Annotated in this window: 10 protein-coding genes; 7 read left to right on the top strand and 3 right to left on the bottom strand. The window is 60.6% G+C overall.

The genetic code is table 11. The features are described 5' to 3' along the window. Positions 1-19: 19 nt before the first annotated feature. The 3 genes from AABA48_RS03115 (at position 20) to AABA48_RS03105 (ending at position 5,071) form a co-directional block, all read left to right on the top strand. Positions 20-316 carry a LapA family protein gene (locus AABA48_RS03115; RefSeq protein ID WP_338271070.1) on the top strand — a complete coding sequence of 99 codons (297 nt, stop codon included), beginning with the start codon at positions 20-22 and terminating at the stop codon, positions 314-316. A gap of 124 nt (positions 317-440) precedes the next feature. Continuing rightward, entirely contained in the window at positions 441-2,336 is a 1,896-nt protein-coding gene (locus AABA48_RS03110; protein ID WP_338271069.1) for a potassium transporter Kup, read from the top strand. A 128-nt stretch (positions 2,337-2,464) separates the two neighbouring features. Beyond that, positions 2,465-5,071 carry a plasma-membrane proton-efflux P-type ATPase gene (locus AABA48_RS03105; RefSeq protein ID WP_338271067.1) on the top strand — a complete coding sequence of 869 codons (2,607 nt, stop codon included), beginning with the start codon at positions 2,465-2,467 and terminating at the stop codon, positions 5,069-5,071. A 142-nt stretch (positions 5,072-5,213) separates the two neighbouring features. Here AABA48_RS03105 and AABA48_RS03100 read toward each other — a convergent pair whose 3' ends face one another. From AABA48_RS03100 to AABA48_RS03090, 3 genes are all read right to left on the bottom strand, one after another. After that, the gene (locus AABA48_RS03100; RefSeq protein WP_338271065.1) at positions 5,214-7,193 is read right to left on the bottom strand and encodes a solute symporter family protein; all 1,980 of its coding nucleotides are present in this window, start codon (positions 7,191-7,193) and stop codon (positions 5,214-5,216) included. A gap of 14 nt (positions 7,194-7,207) precedes the next feature. Beyond that, positions 7,208-7,516 carry a DUF485 domain-containing protein gene (locus AABA48_RS03095; RefSeq protein ID WP_010942988.1) on the bottom strand — a complete coding sequence of 103 codons (309 nt, stop codon included), beginning with the start codon at positions 7,514-7,516 and terminating at the stop codon, positions 7,208-7,210. 109 nt (positions 7,517-7,625) lie between these two features. Next, a complete protein-coding gene (locus AABA48_RS03090) occupies positions 7,626-8,402 on the bottom strand; it encodes an IclR family transcriptional regulator (RefSeq protein WP_338271064.1) in 777 nt (258 codons plus the stop codon). 1,104 nt (positions 8,403-9,506) lie between these two features. Here AABA48_RS03090 and AABA48_RS03085 point away from each other — a divergent pair. Genes AABA48_RS03085 through AABA48_RS03070 form a run of 4 tightly spaced genes read left to right on the top strand, consistent with a single transcriptional unit; the run spans position 9,507 to position 17,915 of the window. After that, positions 9,507-10,553, top strand: coding sequence for a mechanosensitive ion channel family protein (locus AABA48_RS03085; protein ID WP_338271062.1), 1,047 nt, complete (start codon positions 9,507-9,509; stop codon positions 10,551-10,553). 1 nt (position 10,554) lies between these two features. Further along, positions 10,555-12,447 carry a malto-oligosyltrehalose trehalohydrolase gene (gene treZ, locus AABA48_RS03080; protein ID WP_338271060.1) on the top strand — a complete coding sequence of 631 codons (1,893 nt, stop codon included), beginning with the start codon at positions 10,555-10,557 and terminating at the stop codon, positions 12,445-12,447. A gap of 23 nt (positions 12,448-12,470) precedes the next feature. Then, a complete protein-coding gene (locus tag AABA48_RS03075; protein ID WP_338271058.1) occupies positions 12,471-14,924 on the top strand; it encodes a DUF3536 domain-containing protein in 2,454 nt (817 codons plus the stop codon). Continuing rightward, the gene (locus AABA48_RS03070) at positions 14,925-17,915 is read left to right on the top strand and encodes a malto-oligosyltrehalose synthase (RefSeq protein ID WP_338271056.1); all 2,991 of its coding nucleotides are present in this window, start codon (positions 14,925-14,927) and stop codon (positions 17,913-17,915) included. The last annotated feature ends 11 nt before the right edge of the window (positions 17,916-17,926 follow it).

The raw sequence follows: 17,926 nt of genomic DNA, 5'->3' as shown, positions 1-17,926 counted from the left end.
CCACCACAAAGGAGACGCCATGAAATCCGCTCTGGTTCTCGCAACAGCTCTTGCCGCGCTGATGGTCACCTTTTCGCTTCAGAATTCCCAAACCGTACAGGTCCACTTCCTTGGCTGGTATTTCGAGGGTGCCCTTGTTCTCGTCCTCCTCATGAGTTTCGCCATCGGCGTCCTCACCATGTACCTCGCCTCGCTCCCGGCACGCTTCACCCGCAGTCGACAACTGACTGAATGCCGTCGCCTACTGGAAGCAAGCAACCACTCACTCGACCTGCTCCGGTCCGAGCCCCCGGACGAAAAACCTCCGCAGGCGTAGGATTCCTCCACGCCCGGCCCATGGAGGAACGCCACGATCCGCGTGCGGTGTTCCGACCAGCGCTTCAGCGTGCCGGGAACAGCTCCCGCAGTGGCGTGGCTCCTGCCGGAGCAATAGGATAATCATGGAAAAGAACGGCACGGTACATACCGGCACTGTTCGTCAGTCACTGGGACTGAGCCTGGCAGCCCTGGGGGTCGTCTACGGCGACATAGGCACGAGCCCCCTCTATGCCATGCGCGAGTGCTTTCACGGCAAGCACCCCCACCCCGCCACACCCGACAACGTCCTGGGCGTTCTTTCACTGATCGTCTGGGCCTTGATTCTCATCGTCTCCCTCAAGTACCTGGTGTTTGTCCTCAGGGCCGACAACCGGGGCGAAGGGGGCATCCTGGCCCTGACGGCGCTGCTCAACCCCTGGGGGGATGAAAACCGGCCGCCGCGCAAAGTCCTGGTGTTTCTCGGACTCTTCGGCGCGGCCCTGCTCTACGGGGATGGAACGCTCACCCCGGCCATATCGGTCCTGAGCGCCATCGAAGGGCTCAAGATCGCGACCCCCCTGTTTCACCCCTACATAGTTCCTATTACCGTCGTCATCCTGATCCTGCTCTTCCTCATCCAGCACCGGGGCACGGCCCGCGTGGGCGCGCTCTTCGGCCCGGTCATGGTTCTCTGGTTCACGGTGCTCGCCCTGCTCGGGATCAGGGGAATCATGATGGCCCCGGAAGTGCTCGGCGCCCTGAATCCGCTCCATGCAGTCCTCTTTTTCGTCCGGGACGGGTGGAGCGGCTTTCAGGTTCTCGGCGCAGTATTCCTGGTGGTGACCGGAGGAGAAGCCCTGTACGCGGACATGGGACATTTCGGCCGGCTCCCCATCAGGCTGGCCTGGTTCAGCTGCGTTCTGCCGGCGCTGCTGCTCAACTACTTCGGTCAGGGGGCGTTGCTGCTGAAGGACCCGTCCGAGGCAACGGAACCCTTCTACCATCTGGCCCCTGCCTGGGCGCTCTACCCCCTGGTTCTTCTCGCCACCATGGCCACCATCATTGCCTCCCAGGCGGTCATTTCCGGCGTCTTTTCCCTGACCCGACAGGCCATTCAGTTGCGATTGAGCCCACGGATGAGAATCATTCAGACTTCGTCCGAGGAAATCGGACAAATTTATATCCCGGCCGTCAACTGGGCACTGATGCTCGCCACGATCGCACTTGTGGCCGGCTTCGGCAGTTCGAGTGGCCTGGCAGCGGCCTACGGTGTGGCGGTTGCAACCACCATGGTCATTACCGCCCTTCTCGTTCGGTTTGTCATGCGGGAACGCTGGCACTGGCACCCTCTCGCCGTTGCCGGGCTCACGGTGATCTTTCTCGCCGTCGACCTGGCCTTCTTCGGGGCCAATATCCTCAAGATGGGCGCCGGGGGATGGATTCCGCTGGCAGCCGGACTGACGGTTTTCACCGTCATGATTACCTGGCGCAGGGGGCGGGAGCTCGTCACCACTCATCTGCTTGCCCAGGCGACATCCCTCCCCTCCTTCCTTAAGGAGCTCGCCGCAAAGCCTCCTCAACGAGTTCCCGGCACTGCCGTTTTCATGTCGGGAAGGCTCTTTCCTGCCCCTCCTACGCTCATTCATCACCTGGAGCACAACAAGGTCCTTCACGAGCAGGTGGTGATCCTTACCATCCTGACCGAGGACATCCCCCGCGTATCCGCCTCCGAGCGGATCGAGCTGAAACGCCTGGGGCAGGGATTTTATCGGCTCATCGTGCGCTACGGTTTCATGCAGAGCCCCAACGTGCCGGTCATACTGCGGGAGTGCGAGCCGCTGGGGCTCGTCACCAGTCCCGAGACGACTACGTTTTATCTTGGTCGCGAAACCCTTATCTCCACTGAAAAGGTCAGCGGAATGCCCCGTTGGCGGGAAAAGCTCTTCGCCTTCATGGCGCGCAATGCCCTCCAGGCCACGGCATTTTACAACCTCCCGCCCGATCGGGTGGTCGAACTTGGTCAGCAGGTGGAGATTTGAGCGGGCACTACAGCTCCTCGGGAGGGAGATGATGGCTGGTTGCGCAACTAGACATCCGCCACGACGTCAGGCGACCACGGATCATTGGAGCACCGGGCAGATCACGAGGCACAGCGAGGGAATGCACCATGGCAACGACAAGTGCGGACTATGAAAAGCTGTCGGTGAAGGAAACGCTGGAGACGCTGAGAACCAACAGGGAGCGCGGGCTCTCACCGGAGGAAGTCGCCGAGCGGTTGAAAGAATACGGTCCCAACGAGATCCCGGAGCGGGAAGAATCGCTGCTTCATCGAATTTCCAGACGCTTCTGGGGACCCATCCCGTGGATGATCGAAACGGCGGCGCTCCTTTCCGCCCTGCTCCGGAAGTGGGACGATTTCACAATCATAGCGGTTCTCCTGCTTACCAACGCAGCCCTGGACTTCTGGCAGGAATCCAAGGCCCTGAACGCCCTCAAGGTATTGAAAAGCAAGCTCGCAAAACAGGCCCTGGTTCTGCGCGATGGGAAGCTCGCGCCGCTGGATGCCAGGAGTCTGGTGCCCGGGGATATCGTCAAGGTAAAGATTGGGGACATGATCCCGGCTGATATCAAGCTCATTGAGGGTGAGTTCCTGCAGGCCGACCAGTCGGCCCTGACTGGCGAATCTCTGCCGGTTGCCAAAAAAACGGGAGATATCGCCTATTCCAATTCCATCGTCAAACAGGGGGAAATGATCGGGGTGGTAACCGCCACGGCGCTGAAAACCTTCTTCGGCAGGACGGTAGCGTTGGTGGCCCGTGCCCAGAAAGAGGAAAAGAGTCACTTCCAGAAGGCCGTGGTCCATATCGGCAATTACCTGATTATCATCACCCTGTTCCTGGCGACTATCATCCTGATAACGGCCATGTTCAGGCATGAAAACATGCTTGAAATCCTGAGGTTCACCCTGGTGCTCACGGTTGCCGCAATCCCGGTCGCCCTGCCGGCAGTCTTGACCGTGACCATGACGGTTGGAGCCATGAACCTGGCCAGGAAACAGGCCATCGTAAGCCGGCTGGTCGCCATAGAAGAACTGGCCGGAGTTGATATCCTCTGTTCTGACAAGACGGGAACGCTGACCCAGAACCGGATGACCGTCTCCGAACCGAAGGCGTTTGCTGGACATACGGTCGAAGAACTGATGCGCACGGCTGCCTTTGCCTCGAAGGAGGAAAACAGCGATCCGATCGAGATTCCCATCTTCGAGTATCTGAGGAAAACGGGAGGGCTCGACGATATGCCCGCCTATCGCCACCTAAAGTTCACCCCCTTTGACCCTGTGAGCAAGAGGACCGAAGCAACGGTTCAGCTCGCGGACACAACGCTTCTCGTCACCAAAGGGGCGCCCCAGGTGATCCTGGAGCTCTGCGGAGAGCGGGTCGACCGGCAGGCAATCCTGGACGCGGTCGAAGAGCTGGCCGAGAAGGGCTACCGGACGCTCGGCGTCGCGTCGAAACGCCCGGAAGACGGAATGTTCGACTTCCTCGGCCTGATTCCCCTCTTCGATCCCCCTCGTGAGGACTCGAAGTCCACCATTGAAGAAGCCATGAAACTCGGGCTGCAGGTCAAGATGATCACGGGGGACAACCTGGCCATAGCAAAACAGATTGCCGCCGTCCTGGGAATCGGCACCACGATCTTCGACGCCCGGGACCTGAGGGGCGCCAGCACTCGCGAACTTGTCCTGCTGGGAGAAATCGTCGCCCGGACCGTTTACCGGAAAATGTCGGACGGGATAACCGAAGAGGAGGCGCAGCACTTTGCCAGGGGAGTCGTGAAGGAACTGGAGCGGGAGTTCGAGCGGATCGAGCTCCCGGAAGGATACGTTAAACGGCACGAATCGGAAATCATCGGGGTCATTGAAAGCGCCTCCGGGTTTGCCCAGGTATTCCCCGAAGACAAGTACCTCATAGTCGAAAAACTCCAGAAATCCGACCATATCGTCGGCATGACCGGTGACGGGGTGAACGATGCGCCGGCGCTAAAGAAGGCGGATGCCGGCATCGCGGTTTCCGGGGCGACGGACGCCGCCAGGGCTGCGGCCGACCTTGTCCTGCTGGCTCCCGGGCTGTCCGTGATCGTGGATGCAGTCAAGGGGGCACGAGTCACCTTCGAGCGGATGAAGGGCTACAGCATCTTCCGGGTAGCTGAAACGATAAGGGTCATCCTGTTCATGACCGCCTCCATCGTCGTCTTCAATTTCTATCCGGTCACCGCCATCATGATCATCATCCTGGCGTTCCTCAACGACATACCGATCCTGACCATTGCCTACGACAACACGAAAGTGGATGACAGGCCCGTGCGCTGGAACATGACCGAAGTCCTGACGCTGGCCACAGTCCTCGGGATCTCCGGGGTCATCTCGAGCTTCGGTATTTTCTACATTGCCGAGGAATATATGCACCTCTCTCAGGATGTGGTTCAGAGCTTCATTTTCCTAAAGCTTGTCGTGGCCGGTCACTCGACTATCTACGTAACCAGAACGGAAAAGCATTTCTGGCAGAAACCCTTCCCCTCGCCCCTGCTCTTTTCCGCAACGACCCTGACCGAAATCCTTGGGACGCTCTTTGCGGTCTACGGAGTCTTTCTGGCGTCGATCGGCTGGAAAAATGCCCTGCTGGTCTGGGGATACGCCCTGGCTTGGTTTGTCCTGAACGATTTCATAAAAGTCTGGACCTACAGGTACCTGCGGCGCGATGCAAACTCGGTCTAGGCGCGCATCAACCGGTGCATCAGGGAATCTGAGCCAACTCGGACCAGCGCAGCGAAGAACTCTGCTACCCGCCTGTCACATAAAAAAGGGGGAAAGGTTTCCCTTTCCCCCAGCCTTGCCGATGTGCCGCCAAGTGCGGCTGCTAGTGGTCGACAGCCTTGGCCATGCCGATGCCGGTGTTCTGGCGGACGTAGATCTCGTCGAACATTTCCTCGGAACGCCGGCTCGGGAAGGCCAGGCAGCCGATGATGGCGGCGAGGAAGCCGAGCGGGATCGAGATGATACCCGGATTTTTCAAGCCGAAAAGCGGCTTGTCCAGACCGAGCATGGATTTGCCGTCCTTGTTCTTCTCGTAGTCGGCCTTGGCCTTGTCGAGGTCCTTCACCTCCTTCTCGGTGAGGACCGCGCCATCGGCCTGCTTCTTCTCCAGGACCGTTACCACCTTCTGGGCGTCGGCGGCAACCTTCTTTGGATAGGTCATGTTGGGGGAGACCATCACCAGGGCGATGGCTGCAACGGTGCCGACCACCAGACCCGAGATGACGCCGGCGGTGTTGAACTTGCGCCAGAAGAGGGACATGACCACGACCGGCAGGTTGCCCGAGGAGGCAACGGCGAAGGCCAGGGCCACCAGGTGGGCAACGTTCTGATTCTCGGCCGCGATGCCGATGACAATGCCGGCGGCGCCGACGCAGAGGGAGGTGATCCGGGCGGCCATGACCTGCTCGTGCTGGTCGGCGTGGCCGTCCTTGATGACGTTCACGTAGATGTCGTGGGCGATGGCGGCGGAAGCGGCCAGAACCAGACCCGAAACCACGGCCAGGATGGTGGCGAAGGCAACGGCGCAAAGGAACGCCAGAAGCAGGTCGCCGATGAACGGGGAGATGTCGCCGCCCAGTTGCTGGGCCAGCATCATGGCGGCCATGTTGCCGCCTTTTCCGACCTTGGAAATGGCTTGCGGGGTCACGTGGATAGCGGCGCCGAAGCCGAGAAGCGTGGTCAGAATGTAGAAGGAGCCGATGATGAACATGGCCACGATAACGGATTTGCGGGCGGCCTGGGCCGTGGGCACGGTGAAGAAGCGCATCAGGATGTGGGGCATGCCGGCGGTGCCGAGCACCAGGGCCATGCCGAGGGAGATCTGGTCGAGGGGCTGCTTCAGGAAGAGGCCCGGCTCAAGGAAGCGCTGCCCGTAATCGAAGCCCGCCACGGCGACGGGGTCCTTGAGAACCACCTTCTGGACGTGCTCGATGATGTTGGGGCTGGTGGCAATGTCGGTGAAGAACTGGAACGGGCTCATGCCCGACTTGAGGCCGACTAGGATCGAGAGCAGGAATGCGCCGGACATGAGGAGGCCGGCCTTGATGATCTGGACCCAGGTGGTGGCGGTCATGCCGCCGAACACGACGTAGCCGACCATGAGGATGCCGACGCCGATGATGGCGAACTTGTAGGGAATCCCGATCAGCAACTGCATCAGCTTGCCGGCGCCGACCATCTGCGCGGTCAGATAAAAGGTGGAGACCGTCACGGTCGAAAGAGCCGCAACTGCCCGGACCGGTTTGGGCTCGGTGCGGAAGGAGAGGATGTCGCCCAGAGTGTACTTGCCCGCGTTGCGGCAGGGCTCTGCCACGATCAGGAGCACCGTGATGTAGGCCACGAGCCAGCCCACCGAGTACATGAACCCGTCGTAGCCGTAGAGGGAGATGATCCCGGAAATCCCTAGGAAGGAGGCCGCGGACATGTAGTCGCCCGCAATGGCCCAACCGTTCTGGGTGCCGGTGATGCCGCCGCCGGCGGTGTAGAAGTCGGCGGCCGACTTGGTCCTCTTGGCCGACCAGACGACAACGGCCATAGTGACGCCGATGATGATCAGGAAGATGGGGATGGTGACCATCGGGTTGGCCTTAATCTTCTTGGGCTCGGCCGAGGCCGGGGTGGCCACTTTGGCGGGGTCGGTGGCGGCCGCCGGAGCGGTTGCCGCCGGAGCCGGAGTAGTAGCGGCCGGTGCGGTCGCGGCCATCGGGGCGCCGGGGGCGGCCGGAGCCTTGGCAGGCTCTTCAGCGAAGGCGAACGAGCCCAGGGAGAGGGCCAGGGTGATGCCGGCAATCCATTTTCTCATCGCAGACCTCCTTCCTATTTGAGCTCATCCACCAGCTCGCGGGTGAGCCGGTCGAAGTCTTTGTTGGCCACGTGGGCGTAGTACATGGCGATCCCCCAGGAGACGAAGAACTGGGAGAGGGCGAACAGGTAGCCGATATTGATCCGACCCAGGATCTTGATCTTGAAGAGGCCCGGCGCGTAGGCCGCGCCGATGGGAAGGAGGAAGTAGAAAACGGTCGAGAACACCCACCAGCCGACCAGGAATGTGGTCTTCTTCCGGTGGAGTTCCACGAATTTCGGATTGCGGGCGATGGCCGCCCAATCGTATTGCTTTTCAGCCATGGGAGTTACTCCTTTCCTTGTGTGTTCATGGATAATGAAGCGGCGTCCCGCTCCCCCATTGTTGTCGTCGGCGCTCCACCACCTCCTTTCGCGATATCTGGCGTGGCCTTCAGCATGGCCCGTGCCCCAGCTTCATCGAGAGCAGGTCGGCCCCTTCCTGCAGGGATGGGATAATCTCGCTCTCCAGCCGGTCGGCCACAGCCCTGAACGATGGCACGAGCATCGTGATCGCTCCGACCACTTTCCCGGCATAGTCCCGCACTGCCACGGCAACGCTCACGATCCCGTCCCCGAGCCCACCGCAGTCGACGGCCACGCCCTTATGTCGGATCTCGTGCAGTTCACTCAGCAACGATCCCACATCAAGCGAATTGTTTTTCCTGCCGCGCTTCTTTAAAAGATTCAACGGGTCGGCGCCCTCAAGAGCCTTGATGGCTTTGCCGGCCGCGTTCGTGAAATAGGGGAAACGCCTGCCGATGAGAGGCATGGCCTTCACTTGACGCTCACAGTCCACCATGTCGAGAAACACAACGTCATCGCCCCGCAGAACGGTCATATAGACGGCTTCGTCATGCTTTCTCGCCAGTTCCTCCATGATCGGATGGGCATGGTTCACGACAGGAGCCTGGCGAATGAGCCTCTGGGCCAGTTCCAACGCCGCAACGCCAATCGCATAGGTGCCGGTTTCCGGGTCCTGCTCCACAAGGCCACGTTCGCACAGGGTAGAAAGAAGCCGATATGCCTTGTTTCTGGTCAGGTTGAGCGATCCGGCGAGCCTTCCAAGCGACGGATTAGCCGGCCGCATGGCCAGCAGCTCAAGCATGTCGAGCGCATTGCTGACAATCTGTATCGTGTAGGCAGGTCCTGCGAATTTGTCGTTTCGCATACATGCTCACCTCACTCTTTCGTGAAATTGACGGATTCTTAACCTGGGCCGTGCAGCGCATTCCTTGATGCACCCGGTCAGAACCGGAAAGGAACACCATCACGGACACCGGATACACTGCCCCGGACCCGGAACCATCCACGTCATGCCACAACCGACGCAGAGCGGAGAGAACCGTCATGCACACCGGAGAGCCCGGCACGTGCAACTGTCCGTTCGACTGGAACGCGATGAAACTTGCTGCAGATTTGGCTGATTAGTCCGACGAAACTACGAGAGAGGTGGAGCTCGTGAGGAATGAGATGCAAGCAGGGGGGAATGAGGGGGAGAATATATCTCGGGGACCAACTGACTATTCGGGATCGGCCTGGGCGGGGCGGGCAGGACTGCGGACAGAGTCACGACAGCCGAAACAGACTGAGCGACAACCCTGTCCGAGGTCTTGGATACGCTCTCGATGACGGCTCTGGGGCGCTGCTTCGGAGCCGGCGACCGGTTCAGGTCCGGATTTCTCATTCCCAGAACGACAAAGAATGAAGAAATGATGACCGTCACTATGAGGAGAGTTCGTTTGCTCATACCCCTACCCGGCTCCCATTAATGGAATCCACAACACCTTATCACTATTTTTTAAAACTCAACCTACCGAAACAATACAATTTTCAACTCAAAGCAATCAGTCGCAAGATAGCGGACCCTGTCAAACTTCAAGCCAAATATAACAACTTTTGATTTGCATGCAAACATTTTTTGTAGAAAAGATCTAAAAAAATATATCCACGACTTGGTCTAAATGCGGCGAAAGGGCTCTAATAGCCCATTCTGCAACGTTTGATACCATGCAGAAACATGATACATACACTATAAACCGGTTTTATCCGAAGGCATTCGGCACGTAACACATGTTGAAAAAACCGCAAAAGGGAGCCCCCCCTTAATTACGGCCGGGGTGTGAATTCCGGGACGGCATGCCAGCCTCACCACCCTCGCCCCATCGGGCTCGATACCGTCCGCTACAACCTCTTGAATTCATGAATAGTTATGAAAATAGTGGCCACGAATGGTTGATTTGTACACAAACTATTTATAGAATCGACACATTCCATGACTATCCTTTCCGACATACAGAGTATTCTAAAGGCGGCGGGAATCCTTTCGTCCAGCCTCGCGGTCGGGCTCGTACTCGACAAGGTAGTGCTGCGACGTCTGAAAGTCCTCGCGAGCCGCACGCCGTGGGAGGGAGACGAGATCGTCGTCGACTCCCTGCGGGGGCTGTTGTTGTACTCTGCCCTCTTGACAGGACTGTACGGCGTTGCGACGCAGGTTCCGATGACCGTAGGGCTGCAGAGACTGGCGGGGAATATATTCCTCGTAACCATTATCCTTGTCGCTACCCTCTTCTTCATGAGGCTGGCTGCCGGCTTTGTCACCCACTACGCGAAAAAGGCGGTACTGCCCTCCATTTCCATTTTCAGCAACCTTGCGAAAGTCTCCGTCTTTTCCATCGGCATCCTGATCATCCTCCAGTCTCTCGGAATCTCAATAGCTCCGATTCTCACCGCCCTCGGCGTCGGTGGCCTTGCCGTTGCGCTCGCCCTCCAGGACACCCTGTCCAACATCTTTGCGGGGCTTCACATCATCGCGACCCGCCAGATCCGCCAGGGCGACTATATCCGGCTCGCCAGCGGCGAAGAGGGGTACGTGAACGACATAACCTGGCGCAACACCACCGTTCAGACCCTGCCCAACAATATGGTCATCATCCCGAACTCAAAACTGGCCGGCGCCATCGTTACGAATTACAACCTGCCTGACCGGGAAATGGCGGTGCTTGTTCAGGTGGGAGTCAGTTACGCAAGCGACCTGGATCATGTGGAGCGGGTGACCGTCGAGGTGGCCAGCGAACTGCTGCGCGAGGTCCAGGGCGGAGCCAGCGGCTTTGACCCGTTCATCCGCTATCACACCTTTGCCGACTTCAGCATCAATTTCACCGTGATCCTGCGGGGCAAGGAATACGTGGACCAGCATCTCCTCAAGCATGAGTTCGTAAAACGCCTCCATCGGCGTTATGCCAGGGAGAAAATCGAAATACCATTTCCGATCCGGACCCTCCACATCAAGCAGGAGGCGCCGGCACAGGAAGGGGACTGAGATGACGCCGTGGCGCCTGGATATCGGAGCGACGCCCGTCACCGGAGGAGTTCACTTCAGGGTTTGGAGCCCCCTGGCCGATTCCGTAGAGGTCATCCGCTGTGCCCGGGGCGAAGAAGCCTCGTACCCTCTTTCCCGGGTCGGCGAATACTTTCAGGGGACCATACCGGGCATGGGTCCGGGCGACTGTTACTGGTACCTGCTGGATGGCACCCTTCGCCGGCCGGACCCGGCATCCCGCTGCCAACCCGGGGGAGTTCACGGCCCCTCCCAGGTCGTGGCGCCGGACAGCTTCGCCTGGGCCGATGGCCAGTGGCGGGGAGTGGCGCTGGAGGAACTCATCACCTACGAACTGCACGTGGGGACCTTTACGCCCGAGGGGACCTTCGGTGCGGCCGTGGAGCGGCTGGATTATTTGCAGGAACTGGGGATCACCGCCCTGGAGCTGATGCCGGTGGCCGAGTTTCCGGGCAGCCGCAACTGGGGGTACGACGGAGTATTCCCCTTTGCCCCCCACCACGCGTATGGCGGCCCCGACGGTCTCAAGTCGCTGGTGGATGCGTGCCACCGGCGGGGGCTGGCCGTGATCCTGGACGTGGTTTACAACCACCTGGGCCCCGAGGGCAACTATCTTCACGCCTTTGCCCCCTACTTCACCGATCACTACCGGACCCCCTGGGGGGATGCCGTCAATTTCGACGGACCCGGCAGCGACGGGGTGCGCCACTACGTGATCGGCAACGCACTCCACTGGATAAGCGAATACCATCTGGACGGCCTGAGGCTCGACGCCATCCACGGCATCTATGACTCCAGCGCCGGCCACATCCTGCGGGACATTACCCGGGCGGTCGACTCCCTGGCCCGGCACCTGGGGCGGACGGTCCACGTGATCGCCGAGAGCGACCTGAATGATGTGCGGACCATCGCGCCGCCTGAGTCAGGCGGGCACGGCGTCCACACCCAGTGGTGCGACGATTTCCACCACTCCCTGGTGACCCTCCTGACCGGCGAGCGGAATGGTTACTACGCCGATTTCGGCCATTTCAGCCATCTGGAAAAGGCTTTCCGCGAGGGGTTCGTCTACTCCGGAGAATACTCGCGCCACCGCAGACGCCGCCACGGCAGCCCATCAGGGGATCAGCCCCCGCGCCGGATGGTGGTCTTTTCCCAAAACCACGACCAGATCGGCAACCGGGCCATGGGGGACCGGCCATCGACCCGCCTCTCCCCGGAGCAGCTCAAGCTGGCCGCCGGCGCAGTCATCCTCTCCCCCTACCTGCCGCTCATCTTCATGGGAGAGGAGTACGGCGAGACCGCCCCGTTCCCCTACTTCACGAGCCATGGCGATCCGGCGCTGGTTGAGGCGGTGCGCCGGGGACGGCGCGAAGAATTCGCCGCCTTCGCCTGGGAGGCGGGAGTCCCCGACCCCCAGGACGAAGCGACATTCCGCTCCGCCCTGATCGATCCGGAACTCCGCTCCGTCGGCTGGCACCGACAGGTATTCTCCTTCTACCGGGAAGTGATCCGGCTCCGGCGGCAACTGCCCAATTTCCGCCGCCCCGAGCGGGAGGAAATCCAGGTGACCGGCCTGGAAGCGGACAGGGTCGTGGTCGTCCGGCTCTGCCGGGGCCAGGCCGAACTCGTGGTCCTCTTTGCCCTGGGCGAAACATCCTGCCGCGTTCGACTACCCTTCCGCCACGGACGTTACCGCAAACTCTTGGACTCGGCCGAACCGCGCTGGGGCGGACCGGGGGCACTGGCGCCCGAAGCCCTCGACGGAGGGGATGAAGGGATCGGGATCACCCTCGCGCCGTTCAGCGTCGCTCTGTATGGCAGGGACCGAGACGACCGTCGCCGGAACGGCGACCCGATGCCGACTGAAGAAGGATGACCGAGGCTCAATCAAGGACTGTTATGGAACGATACATCTGCATACATGGCCACTTCTACCAGCCCCCCCGGGAGAACCCCTGGCTGGAGGCGGTGGAGATCCAGGACTCGGCCCACCCCTATCACGACTGGAACGAACGGATCACCGCCGAGTGCTACGCCCCAAACGGCGCGTCGCGCCTCTTCGACGACGAAGGGCGCATTCGCGATATCGTCAGCAACTACGCCCGGATCAGCTTCAACTTCGGGCCGACGCTTCTCGCCTGGATGGAGGAGTACTCTCCCCAGGCCTACCGGGCCATACAGGAAGCGGATCGCCTGAGCATCGGCTGGCGCTCGGGCCACGGCAACGCCGTGGCCCAGGTCTACAACCACATCATCATGCCCCTGGCGAACCGGCGGGACAAAGAGACCCAGGTGCGCTGGGGCATCGCCGATTTCGAGCGACGCTTCGGCCGCTTCCCGGAGGGGATGTGGCTGGCCGAAACGGCCGTGGATGTCGAAACACTCGACGTGCTCGCCGCCGAGGGGATCCGCTTCACCATTCTCGCCCCGCACCAGGCCGCGCGGATGCGTGCCCGGGGCGGACGGAAATGGCATTCCGTCGAAGGGGGGCACATCGATCCGACCCGCCCCTATCTCTGTCGTCTGCCGTCGGGACGCTCCATCGTCATCTTCTTTTACGATGGTCCCATCTCCCGGGCCGTGGCCTTCGAGAAACTGCTGGACCATGGCGAGCGCTTCGCCCGGCGGCTCCTGTCCGGATTCGACGACGGCCGGCACCATGCCCAGATCCTCTCGATCGCCACGGATGGCGAGACATACGGCCATCACCACATGCACGGCGACATGGCCCTGGCCTACGCCCTCTCATATCTGGAGGACAACGGCCTGGCCCGCCTCACCAATTACGGGGAATTCCTGGAGCTCCACCCGCCGGGGCACGAGGTTGAGATCGTGGAGAACAGTTCCTGGAGCTGCATCCACGGCATAGAACGATGGCGCGGCGACTGCGGCTGCAACTCGGGGGGATACCCCCACTGGAACCAGCAATGGCGCGGGCCCCTGCGCCATGCCTTCGACTGGCTGAGGGATGAGCTGGCCGGACCTTACGAAATGGCGGCCGGAGCCCTTCTGCGCGATCCGTGGCAGGCCCGCGACCAGTACTTCCAGGTGATTGCCGACCGCTCCCCCGACCGATTGGAGTCCTTTGTCAATCGCCATGCCCTGCGCCCCCTGAACGACGACGGACGAATCCGGGTCCTGATGCTCCTGGAGATGCAGCGACACCTCCTTCTGATGTACACGAGCTGTGGCTGGTTCTTTGACGAACTCTCCGGAATCGAAACGGTGCAGGTGATCCAGTATGCCGGCCGCGCCGTCCAACTGGCACAGGAACTATTCGGCAACGGCAGTGAAACCTCGTTTCTCCAGCGGCTGGCGGCGGTGCGGGGCAACAATCCCGACTACCGTGGCGGCGCGGGGATCTATGAGGCATTCGTCCGGCCGGCAATGATCGATCTCGTCAAGGTAGGGGCCCATTTTGCGGTCAGCTCCCTATTCCAGGAGTATGGGGAGGAGACCCGAATCTTCAGCTACCGGGTAAAAAGTGAGGATGTCCGCCTGATCCCGGCGGGCCAGACCCGGCTCGCCATCGGCCGCGTGTGGGTCGGTTCGACTACCACCGGTGAAGAGGCCCGGATCACCTACTGCGTCCTCTATTTCGGCAACCACGCCCTGAATGGCGGTGTTCGCATCTTCCGCGGCAACGAAGCTTACGAGGCCATGGTCATCGAAATTGCCAGGGCCTTTGAGTCAAGTGATTTCGCAGAGATCATCCGGCTCATGGACGCCCACTTCGGGATGCACAACTACTCCCTGCGGGATCTGTTCCGGGACGAGCAGCGCCGGATTCTCGGCATGGTGATCGGAGGCGTGCTCACTGAGTTCGAAGACCGCTACACAGCCCTCTACGACAACTACCGCCTCCTCATGGGATTCGTCCGGCAGACCGGCATGCCGGTCCCCTACCGGTTCATGGCTACGGCTCAACTGGCCCTCAACCTGAAGCTGGACCGGGCCTTCACCAAGCCCGGCATCGCCGAGGCCGAAGTGGGAGAAATCCTGCGCGAGATCGCCGACTGGGAGGTGGAGATCGAGCGGATCGACCTTGAATTCCAGATCCGCCGCAGGCTGGAAAAGGCCATGACCTGCCTGCGCGACAATCCGCTCGACAGCACCATTCTCACCGAGGCAGCCGGGCTGCTGGAACTTGCGGGCCATGTCCCCATCGACCTCAACCTCTGGCTGGCCCAGAATATCTATCTGGAGATCGCCCGGCCACTCTGGCGCGAACTGACGGAGCGGTCCAGAGGGGGCGACACGCACAATGACTGGTGGTTCGGTCAGTTCCGCACCCTGGGCGAACGGCTCAATTTCAACGCGAATGCCGTCCTCCCCCCGGTACCGGAGGCATGAATGCAACAAAATGTTACCCTGGAGGCACGTGTCCCCACAGCAACCTATCGCCTGCAGTTCAAGGGTGACTTCCGCTTCTGCGATGCGGCGCGGCTCGTCCCCTACCTGGACGCCCTGGGGGTGAGCGACATCTACGCCTCTCCTTTCCTGAAGGCGCGTACCGGAAGCATGCACGGCTACGACATCGTCGACCACAACCGCCTGAACCCCGAACTGGGAAGCCGGGACGACTTCAATGCTTACTGTGCGATGCTACAGCGCCACGGCATGGGGCAGATCCTCGACTTCGTTCCCAACCACATGTGTGTGGAAGGGGGAGAGAACGAACGGTGGCTCGATCTGCTGGAAAACGGCCCCAGCTCCGCTCACGGGGAATTTTTCGACGTAGACTGGTCGCCGGTCAAGAAGGAACTGACCGACAAGGTGCTGATCCCGGTCCTGGGGGACCAGTACGGGACGATCCTGGAAAACGGGGAACTGGTTCTTTCCTTCCAGGAGGGGGCATTTTTCATCAGCTATTACGAGCACCGCTTCCCCATCATCCCCAAGACCTACAGCCCGATACTCACCCACCGGCTCCACGAGCTGGAGCGGCTTTTCCCACCTGACCACGAGGCATACCGGGAACTCCTGAGCATCGTCACGGCCATCGACCATCTCCCCTTCTACACGGAGCGGGATACGGAACGGGTCCGGGAACGCTACCGGGAGAAGGAGGTAATCAAGCGCCGGCTGTGGACCCTTTGCTCCGAAAACTGGCCTATCAAAGAGTTCATCGATGAAAACGTCCGGATTTTCAATGGAGAGAAGGGGAATCCACGCAGCTTTGACCTTCTGGACGGGCTTTTGCGCCAGCAAGTATATCGCTTGGCTCACTGGCGCACCGCCACGGACGAAATCAACTACCGCCGGTTCTTCGACATCAACGCCCTGGGCGCCATCCGGATGGAAACCCCCCGGGTTTTCGAGGAAACCCACCGCCTGGTTATGGAATTGGTGAGCGAAGGCACGGTAACCGGCCTGCGGATCGATCATGCAGACGGGCTCTACGATCCCACCGATTATTTCAGACGGCTCCAGCGGGCCTGTTTCCTGGAAACGCGCCTGGCAAGCCTCGGCGGGTCCGCTGGCGAGACTCCGGAAACCCTGAGAGAGACGATCCTGCAAATGTACGACGAAATGTTGGAGGTTTCGCCCCAGACCATGCCCTTCTACATCGTCGGTGAAAAGATTCTGATGAAGAACGAACGGCTCCCCGAAGACTGGCCGATCCATGGCACTACCGGGTACGAATTCGCTAATGCCGTAACCGGCCTCATGGTTGATACCCGCAACGGACGGGAGTTCGATGCGATGTACGCTCGGTTCATCCAGGAACGGCCGAATTTCGCCGAAATAACCTACTTGAAGAAGAAACAGGTCATGCGGTTCTCCATGGGGGGCGAAATCAACACCCTAGGGCACTACCTGAACACCCTCTCGGAAAGCAACCGCCACACCCGCGACTTCACCCTCGGCAGTCTCACCAGGGCGTTGATGGAAGTGATCGCCCACTTCCCCGTCTACCGCACCTACACGGCAACACGCAAGGTGGCGGACCGAGACCGCCAGTACATAGAGTACGCCGTGGCCAAGGCTAAACGACGCAATCCCGCCATGAGCGAATCGATCTTCACATTCATCGAAGATGTGCTCCTGCTCCGTTTTTACGACAGCACCGGCGGAGAAGAGCAGAAGCAATGGCTCGATTTCGTCATGAAGTTCCAGCAACTCACAGGACCAGTCATGGCCAAGGGGCTGGAGGACACTGCATTTTATGTGTTCAACCGGCTCGTCGCCCTCAACGAGGTGGGTGGGACGCCCGAACGGTTCGGGCTCACAATGGAGGCGTTCCACGGTCAAAACATTGAGCGATCCCGCAGCACCCCTTTCACCATGCTGGCCACATCGACCCACGACACCAAGCGGAGCGAGGATGTACGAGCCCGGATCAGCGTCCTGTCCGAAGATCCTACCTTCTGGCACGATTGTCTGATGCGCTGGAGCCGGATGAATCGAGGCCACAAAGTGATCGTGCAGGGGGTTAAAGTTCCGGACCGGAACGAGGAGTACCTCCTCTACCAAACCATTGTAGGCGCTTGGCCCGCTGAGGAATTCACGGCCGATAGGCACGGGGTGTTCGTTGACCGGGTCAGACAGTACATGCTCAAGGCCATGCGGGAGGCCAAGGTGAACACCAGCTGGATCAACCCCAATCCGGTCCACGAGGAGGCGGTTCACCACTTCGTCGATGCCATTCTCCGGAACGTCCCGACCAACGGGTTCCTTGCCGATCTGCGCCGGACACTTCCCCCCCTTGTCCGCTGCGGCATGCTGAATTCCCTTTCCCAGACCCTGCTCAAGGCGGCTTCCCCCGGCATCCCAGACTTTTACCAAGGGACGGAACTCTGGGATTTCAGCCTGGTCGACCCGGACAACCGGCGACCGGTGGACTTTGACAAGCGGTCGGTTATGCTGGAAGGATTGCGATTGGCTGAGCAGGAACGGGGCACCCTCGCCCTGGCCCGGGAACTTCTCGCCGACATGGCTGACGGCAGAGTCAAACTCTTTCTGGTCTGGAAGACCCTCTGCTTCCGCAGGGATCACCGGAACCTCTTCGAAGCGGGCAAGTATCTTCCCTTGGAGGTTCAGGGCGAACGCAGCGACAACGTCTGCGCCTTCGAACGGTACAACGACGGAGAGTCCGTCATTGCCGTGGCACCCCGCTTCTTCAGCCGATTGGGGGCAGTTCCTGCGGGTGGCGAACCCTGGCAGGACTCCCGGCTCGTTATTCCGTTCGAAAGTGCCGGCTGCGCCTATCGCAACATATTCACCGGCAAACGGGTCGTGACCTCGCCGCGGGAAGGGCAGACGATCCTGCCCCTTGCCGACGTGCTGGCCGACTTCCCCGTAGCACTGCTTGAGGCAGTGAGAGAAGAGCTTCCACGCTGAATCCGCGGCCG

This window comes from Geobacter sp. 60473 (assembly GCF_036323535.1).
Taxonomy (GTDB): domain Bacteria; phylum Desulfobacterota; class Desulfuromonadia; order Geobacterales; family Geobacteraceae; genus Geobacter; species Geobacter sulfurreducens.
This window is presented reverse-complemented; position numbering and strand designations above follow the sequence as displayed.

What these genes read in the sequence shown, in the direction of transcription:
- AABA48_RS03115 (WP_338271070.1), top strand. Translation starts at nt 20, where the DNA reads ATGAAATCCGCTCTGGTTCTCGCAACAGCTCTTGCCGCGCTGATGGTC.
- AABA48_RS03110 (WP_338271069.1), top strand. Translation starts at nt 441, where the DNA reads ATGGAAAAGAACGGCACGGTACATACCGGCACTGTTCGTCAGTCACTG.
- AABA48_RS03105 (WP_338271067.1), top strand. Translation starts at nt 2,465, where the DNA reads ATGGCAACGACAAGTGCGGACTATGAAAAGCTGTCGGTGAAGGAAACG.
- AABA48_RS03100 (WP_338271065.1), bottom strand. Translation starts at nt 7,193, where the DNA reads ATGAGAAAATGGATTGCCGGCATCACCCTGGCCCTCTCCCTGGGCTCG.
- AABA48_RS03095 (WP_010942988.1), bottom strand. Translation starts at nt 7,516, where the DNA reads ATGGCTGAAAAGCAATACGATTGGGCGGCCATCGCCCGCAATCCGAAA.
- AABA48_RS03090 (WP_338271064.1), bottom strand. Translation starts at nt 8,402, where the DNA reads ATGCGAAACGACAAATTCGCAGGACCTGCCTACACGATACAGATTGTC.
- AABA48_RS03085 (WP_338271062.1), top strand. Translation starts at nt 9,507, where the DNA reads ATGACTATCCTTTCCGACATACAGAGTATTCTAAAGGCGGCGGGAATC.
- treZ (WP_338271060.1), top strand. Translation starts at nt 10,555, where the DNA reads ATGACGCCGTGGCGCCTGGATATCGGAGCGACGCCCGTCACCGGAGGA.
- AABA48_RS03075 (WP_338271058.1), top strand. Translation starts at nt 12,471, where the DNA reads ATGGAACGATACATCTGCATACATGGCCACTTCTACCAGCCCCCCCGG.
- AABA48_RS03070 (WP_338271056.1), top strand. Translation starts at nt 14,925, where the DNA reads ATGCAACAAAATGTTACCCTGGAGGCACGTGTCCCCACAGCAACCTAT.